We start from the raw sequence: 8,338 nt of genomic DNA on the forward strand, positions 1-8,338 counted from the left end.
GAGAGTTCAGTGAAAACGGAAATCATCAGTCAATTCAAATGCCAGCCTTCTTCTCGCAATAAATCGTGCCACCAGAAAAACGCGCATGCGTATGAATAAGCTGTTATGCGATATGGAGCTCCAATGTCATATACGAGTAAAAAATACGAAGATCGAACGGATATTGAAAAAATACAATCGAATTGGAAAAAGCTTTCCGGGCTGTACTCACGTAGGGAATGGTCTGGTTCTGTTGTAAGGGCTGCTACCGCAGCTGAAATTGCGTCGAATTTGGTAGTTCGTGAAGAACTAGAAAATATTAAAGGTATTGACGAAGAATTTGTAAGCCACTTAATGGTATGGGCAAATGGGATACAAGGGAAGTTTCAAAAACTGATATTGCCTGCTGTTAAAGGGAAGGATTACGCTAAAACCTTTGGGCAGCTTTCTAGCGATATTATTGAAATAAACAAGATTCGAAATGGCATTGTACATTCTGGCAAATTTGAAAATTCTGAGCCAGCGTTTCAGGTCATAGAAAAGGCTAGAGCAGTTATACTGGCTTTTGTCTGTCAATATCATCCAGAGTTTAGCCTGGATGATATTAGTAAAATAGAATAATCGCTTAAAAAATCAATGCAGCCGACCGCTAACACGTCGGCTGCATTGAGGCGTTATGCCTGATAAAGGATGAGTATGGAACAACATTACGAAGCACCAGAAATAGATAAGGATGCATTCACATGTCCTTATTGTGGCGCATTCTCAGCAATGAGATGGGACTGGATTCGGACACATAATGAATCGCTTCCGTTAAAGCGTGCGGAATGTCATAGATGCAGTAAGATGTCCGTTTGGCGTGCACATTATTTGGAAGGTGGAGATACTTTAGCTGGCAACATGATCGATCCAGATGTTCATACTGCGCCGCTGCCTAACGAAGATCTTCCTGATGTATGTCGTTGTGATTATATGGAAGCTCGTGATATTTCCAATAAATCTCCAAGAGGCTCAGCAGCATTGCTTAGACTTTGCATTCAAAAATTATGTAGTGAGTTAGGAGGTAAAGGAAAAAATATTAATGACGACATTGCCATTCTTGTCGCTAGTGGATTACCCCAAAGAATACAGCAAGCCTTAGATATTGTACGTGTTGTTGGGAACAATGCTGTCCATCCAGGCGAAATATCAGTTGAAGACCAGCCTAATACAGTCGTAGCACTTTTTAGATTGATCAATTTGATTGTTGATAACCAAATAACTCAACCAAAGCAAGTGGCCAGTTTATTTGATGCTTTACCTGAGGGAGCAAAGCAGGCTGTTGAAAAACGAGATGGAAAGGCATAACAAGTCAATGCAGCCGACCGTTTGATTATCCTCCGTTTTAACGGGCACCTTATTTACACAATAAAAGATGCCCTATACCAGCCTACTAAAAAGGAAAATAGTAACTATGCTATACCATCTCAAACAAACGACAGTATACACAATACTTATGTTTGTATTGTTTGTGCTATCAAGCTGCACCCAAGTCACACTGGTTGCTGATTATGACAAAGAGGTGTTGGCGGACACCTTTGCTTTAGCTAAACGAGTGGATCTATTCTGGGCTAACTATCTTGAGGCCGAAGGTGAAGACCGTAAGTACGCTGCTATCAAAAAGGAAGTGATTGGCATTGAAGTTGATATGAACAGTTTGTTGCTAAAAAACGAGGCTCGGAATGAAAACAAACAAACAACAGCACAGGTAGAGAACGTGATCGTTGTCTGGAGTAGGACTGCTAATCTCATTAAGTCTCAGGGAAGTATCTCTAATACATCAGCAAAGGCCTATCGAGTACAGTTGGCAGACGCAATTAGGTATATAGTAACTGGCGAAGAAGTTAAGAATATTTCGAACAACACGACTAATGCAGGGGATGTAAAATGAGTTTTAATTTTGAGGCCACGTTTGAGTCGATGGTAGATGCCGCGCAAACAGAGTTGCTGGAAGACACAGAGCAAATTCGAAACCAAATGAAGCAAATTCTGGAGGATGAAAAAGACCGGCTAAAGCTAATTTCTGCCATTAAACTTGACCCAACAGCAACTGAGGCAGAGTTCGATGCAGCCCTCGAAAATGAAAAGGATGTACTGAAAAACGCCTCACTTGCATTGGAAATCCAAGTACGGGCTACTGCTCAACAGGCTATCAATGCTGCGATTAATATTTTAAATACCGCGCTTAATACAGCGATTAAAGCTCTCCAGGTAGCCATGTAGAAGTTATATAAATGGGTGTGGAAAATATAAGCTTGTTAGAGATATTACAAGAAGCTTCGAAACCCCCATTAGGTGTTATTGCATTAGTAATTTTGGCAATGAAAGTTGTTAGGTTGATCCTCTGGAGACAGGTATAAATCTTGAGTGTTTTCTATTTTCCTCATAGGAATAGTGGATTTTTCGTATGCGTTTATTTACCTGTTTCCTACTGCTTTTAACCTTGGAGTGCCCTGATTTATTATCCTGATGTATTGCCCTGCTGTATTGCCGCTTCTCAGGTTGAAAATAATAATGGCAAAACCCTGATTAAAATCAGCGTTAATCGACGTTACTTTACATAGTCTTCGATATTTCTGTGGATCGGTTTTATATCATACAGTCGGTTTTCTGAATTTACAGGACATGGCAGAGCTAATTATGGAAATATCGCAACATTACATCATCACCAGTGCGGTACTGCTGAGTCTGGCGGGATCATTGGCTGGCTGTGCCACCAAACACGAGGGTACCAGCGGGCGCTCGGAGGCTGCCGCCAATTCCCAGAGTCGGGCTTTTGCCATTGTCGATACCGCCCAGGGCACCTGTTACAACAACAGTGTCGAGATCGAATGCCCAGCGCCCGGGGCGGCTTTTTATGGTCAGGATGCCCAATACACCGGCAATGTGCCCAGCTATCAGGACAATGGCAACAGCACCGTCACCGATCAGGTAACAGGGCTGGTGTGGACGCAGTCATTATCTGCAGCATCCATGGTCTGGTCCGATGCCGCCGGTTATTGCGCGGCGCTGGAGCTTGGCGGTATCGACGACTGGCGTTTGCCGAATATCAAGGAACTCTGGTCTATCCGGGACTTTTCTGCCGGTTGGCCCTGGCTGGATACCGACTACTTTTATCTGGTCGGGAATGGCAAGGAAGGTGCGCAACAGCACTCCTGGTCGAGCAATTATTATCAGGTTGATACCGAGCTGGCCCAGCGTGACGTTGCCTTTGTTGTGAATGACTGGACTGGCCATATCAAGGCGCTGAATGGTCGGCGATTTGTACGTTGTGTGAGTGGCAGTCCATACGGCATTAACGATTTTCAGGATAACGGCGATAACACCATCAGCGATCACGCCACCGGTTTGATGTGGAGTAAAAACGACAGCGGCAAAAGCCTGAACTGGCAAGAAGCATTGGCCTACGCCGAAAACGCCACCGACGCTGGTTACGATGACTGGCGCTTGCCGAATATCAAAGAGCTGCAAAGTCTGGTGGATTATTCCGGGGTTTTCCCGGCCATAGATCGCAGCGTATTTAATATCTCTACCATTACCAATGAAGCGGACAACGTCGATTATCCCTTCTTCTGGAGCAGCACCACCAACCCTTATATCGACCCCCACGATGCCCACGGTTACTGGTTTGCCTGGTATGTTGCCTTTGGTTACGCGGTGGATCATGAGGGCCATGATATGCACGGTGCCGGTGCTGTCCGCTTTGATACCAAGGCCGAAGGGGGAGCCGATGGCCCGGATGGTGAAAGGTATTACAACTATGTGCGTCTGGTGCGGGGTGGCGACGTGAGCAACACGCCGGCAGGTGATCCTGCCACGGTCAAAGCCAATCGGGTGGTCTCATTTGCCGATGGCGACACCGGCGGCATCGGTCATCGCCCAGACGGCGGCGGCCCCGGTGGCCCTGGCCAGCGACCGGATGTTGCAGCAGCGGCGGCGACGCTGAATATCAGCGAAACCGCGTTGATCAAGGCATTGGGGAAACCGAATCAGGGGCCACCGGATTTTGCGGCGGCGGCAATTGCGCTGGGGGTTACAACCGATGAATTGATCAACGCTTTGGGAGTGCCGGGTCGGCCGCCACAGCGGTGATGGCAGTCAGCTAACGACTGATAGTCAAGCCCGGCAGCACGGTTTAACAGCAGTGAGTGGCCTGCATGGGTATACTGAAGCCAAGGTTCAAACCGGCAGTATTCAATAGTTATCCAACCGCTGAATACCCGGTTTGACCGGCACAGAATGCAGACGACAACAGGAGCATCACCCATGTGGGATCAACGTTATAACGAAGAAGGTTTTGCCTACGGCACGGTAGCCAATGATTTTTTGCAAGCCCAGTACGGCCAAATACTGGCGGGCGGCAAGGTCTTGTGCCTGGCAGAAGGCGAAGGACGGAATGCTGTTTTTTTGGCCAAACAGGGTTATGTTGTTACCGCGGTCGACCAGTCGTCGGTTGGCCTCAACAAGGCACAGCAACTGGCCGCGGATAACGGCGTGGTTATCTCGACGGTCGTCGCCAATCTGGCGGATTTCGACCTCGGCACCGAGGCGTGGGATGGCATTGTCTCGATTGCAGCCCATGTGCCGTCGGCATTACGTAAACAGCTGCACGGCAATGTGCAACCGGCCCTGAAACCCGGGGGCGTGTTTATTCTGGAAGCCTATACCGAACGGCATCTGGAGATGGAAGGCGCAGGCGGGCCACCACCGTCACAAAAAGATATGTTTATGTCGCTGGAGGCGCTGGAAGCGGAACTTCAGGGGCTGGATTTTGCAGTCGCGGCAGAAGTGGAACGCCATATGGTTGAAGGCAAATACCATCGGGGCGACAGCGCCGTGGTGCAGATCGTCGCCTGCAAAACCGCCAAGGATTAAACAAGGGCTGGCCGGGTACTCCAGTAAATCAGTAACCGGCAGTTCAGAAACAGGAAACGCCGTCACCTCGGAGCAAGCCCGGCGTGACGGCGTTTTTACGCCAGTCAGGTGGTCGCAGGGCAGTAGAGCAGAGGGCAACCCGGACACAAACCTGGTCCTTCCTTTGATTATCTCAGAGGGCAAGGTAAAGCGTGGGACGACATAATTGCGAGTGCAACTAGAACTGGTGGTAAAGATCTGGGGCTGAAGCAAAAGCCAAGGCAATCGAGTCTTTCAAAGAGATGATTTGATTGGTCCAGATGGTGAGTCCATTAATCTACATCATCTAATTCAAAGGCCGGGCGTGCTATCGCTGAAGTGACTGGAGCCATGCATTTTGATTATTATTCAACCTTTCCTATAAATCCGAATCCGATACCATCAGGTCTTGGCAGAACAGAGTTTGACGATTGGAAAATAGCATATTGAATGAGCTGGGCTAATTATTTTGATGGCTATTTTCAGGTAGGGTTATTAATAATGCGGCTATTAACGAATCGATTTCTATTCTTCAGAATAATGATGTTATGGATATTTCATATTTCTTCGGTGATTGGAAAAATATGATATTAAAATCCCCTCGGATTATCGCCTTTTTTTGGAAGGTTTGGCGCAGGTAATGTCGGAAGTTCGGAAATATATGGTTTGACGAACTCCGATTTTGAAACAGTAGGCATTCCTAATATGGTGTGGTGTACATTACAAAATAGGAATATATATTTGGCGAGTAATTTAATACGTATTGGAGATGGAGAGTTGGGTAGTCCCTATATCATGTTGTCCGATGAATTTTTTACGTTAGACCCCAACAGTGGGTGACCAGGAAAAGAACACTGCTGTTTTTATACGCAACGGGCCAAGTGTGGGTGCCCTGGCATGCTGATTGTCCAGAATTGGCATTTTAATTGGCTGCTACGATTGAGACAGATCAATTGTGGCGGTTAATTTTTGACGTCGATTTGCAGCCCATGTGCTGTCCCGGTGCACGCTTCTGTGGTGATGCCGGGTACGGTTGGTACCGGTTGCACCAGTCTGATTTCCGCTTTTCCAAATCTGTCACTGATTTTCTTATCAATAGTCGATGGTGCACCTTATAAGCACATTAGCGGCGTATTTAATGATGACTGAAACCATTTTTATGGAATACAAGTACCACCGTCCACTTTGGCATGTAACAGATGCACTCTGTCGGTGCGCGGGCAAGATGGCATATGGATTGCCCATTAATCCGGTGATCTGTCACACAGCACTTTGTGAGCTTGGTCATGGCTGTGTCTGGGGAGATAGCCATGGCTGTCACAAGGTTGCTTTTTATCGTTATATAACAACGAGGATAAGATATGCGCAGATTGGCCGTAGTATTCACCGGTTGCCTGATCGGGTTGCCAGCCCAAGCGGAGGAATCCGTCGTTTCTACTCTGGCAGCCGATACCATTTGGGTCGTGACTGCCGCTGCATTGGTATTTTTTATGCAAGCAGGCTTCGCCTTACTCGAAGCCGGCATGTCGCGGGCAAAAAACTCCGTCAATGTGATGATGAAAAACTACATGGATGTGTGTCTGGGAACCCTGATGTTCTGGCTGGTCGGGTATGGTCTGATGTTTGGCAATAATGTCACCGGATATTTTGGCTCCAGCCATTTCATGATGTCGGATGTGGAACCCTGGGATTACACCGTTTTGCTGTTCCAGACCATGTTTGCCGCAACCGCCGTCACGATTTGTAGTGGCTCGATGGCTGAACGTACCCGCTACGATGCTTATCTGGTGGCGTCGGCTGTGATTGCGGCCTTTATTTACCCCGTGTTTGGCAGCTGGGTCTGGGGTGGCCTGTACGGTGGCGCTGGCTGGTTGGCCAATATGGGCTTTATTGATTTTGCCGGTTCGACCGTCGTGCATTCAGTCGGTGCCTGGTGCGCTCTGGCGGGCATTATTGTGTTAGGACCCCGTACTGGTCGTTTCTCCCGCGAGACTGGCGAAGTCCGCAATATTCCGGGGCATAACCTGTCGCTGGTAGCTCTGGGCGGTTTTATTCTCTGGCTCGGCTGGTTTGGCTTTAATGGCGGCAGCACTCTGGCTGCGACGGCGGATATCGGTTTGATCGCGCTGAATACCCAGCTTGCCGCCGGTGCCGGTGCGCTCGGTGCCTTGCTGTTCAGCCGCGTATTCCGGATTCCCATTTTGCTGACGGCAACCGTCAATGGCAGTATTGCCGGGTTGGTGGGCATTACCGCTGGATGTGCCAGCATGGAGCCTCAGTGGGCCATTCTGACAGGGTTGATTGCGGGTATGATCGCCGTCGCCGGATCATTGATAATGGAACGGATGAAACTGGATGACGTTGTGGGTGCGGTACCTGTGCATGGTTTTGCTGGCGTCTGGGGGACGTTGGCCGCCGGTATGTTTGTGACCGGGGATCTGTTTAACACTCATCAGGTGATGGTGCAGTTGATTGGCATTGTGGCTGCGTTCGTATGGGCTTTCCCGCTGTCACTGCTGACGTTTGGACTGATCCGGATGACGATAGGGTTACGGGTTACCACCGCTGAAGAGCAACAGGGCCTTGATGTGTCTGAACACTATGAGGTGGCCTATCCCGAGTTCCACAAAGACATGACGTACTTTCGTCAGTAAGTATGGAGCGTATGGATGAATATCGATACCAAACGTCGTGTGGTGTATACCGTACTGAGTGAAGTACTGGATGGCGACGAACTCTGGGATGTGATGTGGCGCTGGGAAGAGGGCTACGCCCAGAAATCCCAGTATGAGTTGAACGGCTTCTTTAACGACTGTCGGGATTTGCATGCCATCGCCTCCAATCGATCACAGCTTTACCGTGATCTGATTGGCTTGCTGATGAAAGGAACATCTGGTCTGAAGGCTGACCCGATCTCGCAAATGGAAGCTTATCGGCAACGTAATGGCATACTGGACAACCCGGTTACGCTCAATACGCATGAATGGATGCCCTGTTTCAGCGTGGTGGTACAAGAATTAATGCTCCAGGTGCCAGCCGCGCAAGTGCAGCAGGTACGGATGCAGGCTGAAGAACAGGCGCAACACCGCGGGGTGACACCAGACCTGGTGTATGCGTTTTCCATGCTGGCCTTAGGCAAGTCGTCCACTAATTTGCTATCGCCCGATTTTGGTGAACTAAAAACACTATTGAATCTGGTTTATGTCGCCATGTGTGAGCAACTCGGGCCAGTGGCCACCGATCGCATGCTGTCACAAGCGATTGAACGTGCCAGAAAAAAGTTCAAAGGAGTGGACGCCCGTCTGCTATTGCAGCATCACACACGTTGAGCACACAGGTTATACGGCAGAGGACATCCATTTAATCCTGCACGGCTCTGCGCGAGTGTTGCCGTTGTTCAGGGCAAGGCGACGAATGCAGCGAAATG

At 48.7% G+C, this 8,338-nt stretch carries 8 protein-coding genes; all 8 read left to right on the forward strand.

The window, feature by feature from the left end:
- Positions 1–123: 123 nt before the first annotated feature.
- The 8 genes from Q8W24_RS14800 to Q8W24_RS14835 all read left to right on the forward strand — a co-directional run bounded on the left by Q8W24_RS14800 (position 124) and on the right by Q8W24_RS14835 (position 8,240).
- Entirely contained in the window at positions 124–600 is a 477-nt protein-coding gene (locus tag Q8W24_RS14800; protein ID WP_305475808.1) for a hypothetical protein, read from the forward strand.
- Between the two features lie 75 nt (positions 601–675).
- The gene (locus Q8W24_RS14805) at positions 676–1,326 is read left to right on the forward strand and encodes a DUF4145 domain-containing protein (RefSeq protein WP_305475809.1); all 651 of its coding nucleotides are present in this window, start codon (positions 676–678) and stop codon (positions 1,324–1,326) included.
- Between the two features lie 106 nt (positions 1,327–1,432).
- A complete protein-coding gene (locus Q8W24_RS14810; RefSeq protein ID WP_305475810.1) occupies positions 1,433–1,909 on the forward strand; it encodes a hypothetical protein in 477 nt (158 codons plus the stop codon).
- A complete protein-coding gene (locus Q8W24_RS14815) occupies positions 1,906–2,241 on the forward strand; it encodes a hypothetical protein (protein WP_305475812.1) in 336 nt (111 codons plus the stop codon). Before Q8W24_RS14810 ends, Q8W24_RS14815 begins: the two co-directional genes overlap by 4 nt.
- A 417-nt stretch (positions 2,242–2,658) precedes the next feature.
- Positions 2,659–4,110 (forward strand): DUF1566 domain-containing protein, encoded by a 1,452-nt coding sequence (locus Q8W24_RS14820; RefSeq protein WP_305475814.1) that lies wholly within the window; start codon positions 2,659–2,661, stop codon positions 4,108–4,110.
- Positions 4,111–4,284: 174 nt separating this feature from the next.
- Positions 4,285–4,893 (forward strand): bifunctional 2-polyprenyl-6-hydroxyphenol methylase/3-demethylubiquinol 3-O-methyltransferase UbiG, encoded by a 609-nt coding sequence (locus Q8W24_RS14825; RefSeq protein ID WP_305452349.1) that lies wholly within the window; start codon positions 4,285–4,287, stop codon positions 4,891–4,893.
- Between the two features lie 1,379 nt (positions 4,894–6,272).
- Positions 6,273–7,565, forward strand: a complete 1,293-nt coding sequence (locus Q8W24_RS14830; RefSeq protein ID WP_305475816.1) for an ammonium transporter — start codon at positions 6,273–6,275, stop codon at positions 7,563–7,565.
- Positions 7,566–7,580: 15 nt separating this feature from the next.
- Positions 7,581–8,240 carry a hypothetical protein gene (locus Q8W24_RS14835; protein ID WP_305475817.1) on the forward strand — a complete coding sequence of 220 codons (660 nt, stop codon included), beginning with the start codon at positions 7,581–7,583 and terminating at the stop codon, positions 8,238–8,240.
- Positions 8,241–8,338 lie beyond the last annotated feature (98 nt).

The sequence above is a fragment of the Oceanobacter sp. 4_MG-2023 genome (assembly GCF_030689165.1).
GTDB lineage: Bacteria > Pseudomonadota > Gammaproteobacteria > Pseudomonadales > Oceanobacteraceae > Oceanobacter.

Bases quoted from the DNA above. Each gene is read 5' to 3' on its own strand.
- Q8W24_RS14800 (WP_305475808.1), top strand. From the start codon at position 124: ATGTCATATACGAGTAAAAAATACGAAGATCGAACGGATATTGAAAAA.
- Q8W24_RS14805 (WP_305475809.1), top strand. From the start codon at position 676: ATGGAACAACATTACGAAGCACCAGAAATAGATAAGGATGCATTCACA.
- Q8W24_RS14810 (WP_305475810.1), top strand. From the start codon at position 1,433: ATGCTATACCATCTCAAACAAACGACAGTATACACAATACTTATGTTT.
- Q8W24_RS14815 (WP_305475812.1), top strand. From the start codon at position 1,906: ATGAGTTTTAATTTTGAGGCCACGTTTGAGTCGATGGTAGATGCCGCG.
- Q8W24_RS14820 (WP_305475814.1), top strand. From the start codon at position 2,659: ATGGAAATATCGCAACATTACATCATCACCAGTGCGGTACTGCTGAGT.
- Q8W24_RS14825 (WP_305452349.1), top strand. From the start codon at position 4,285: ATGTGGGATCAACGTTATAACGAAGAAGGTTTTGCCTACGGCACGGTA.
- Q8W24_RS14830 (WP_305475816.1), top strand. From the start codon at position 6,273: ATGCGCAGATTGGCCGTAGTATTCACCGGTTGCCTGATCGGGTTGCCA.
- Q8W24_RS14835 (WP_305475817.1), top strand. From the start codon at position 7,581: ATGAATATCGATACCAAACGTCGTGTGGTGTATACCGTACTGAGTGAA.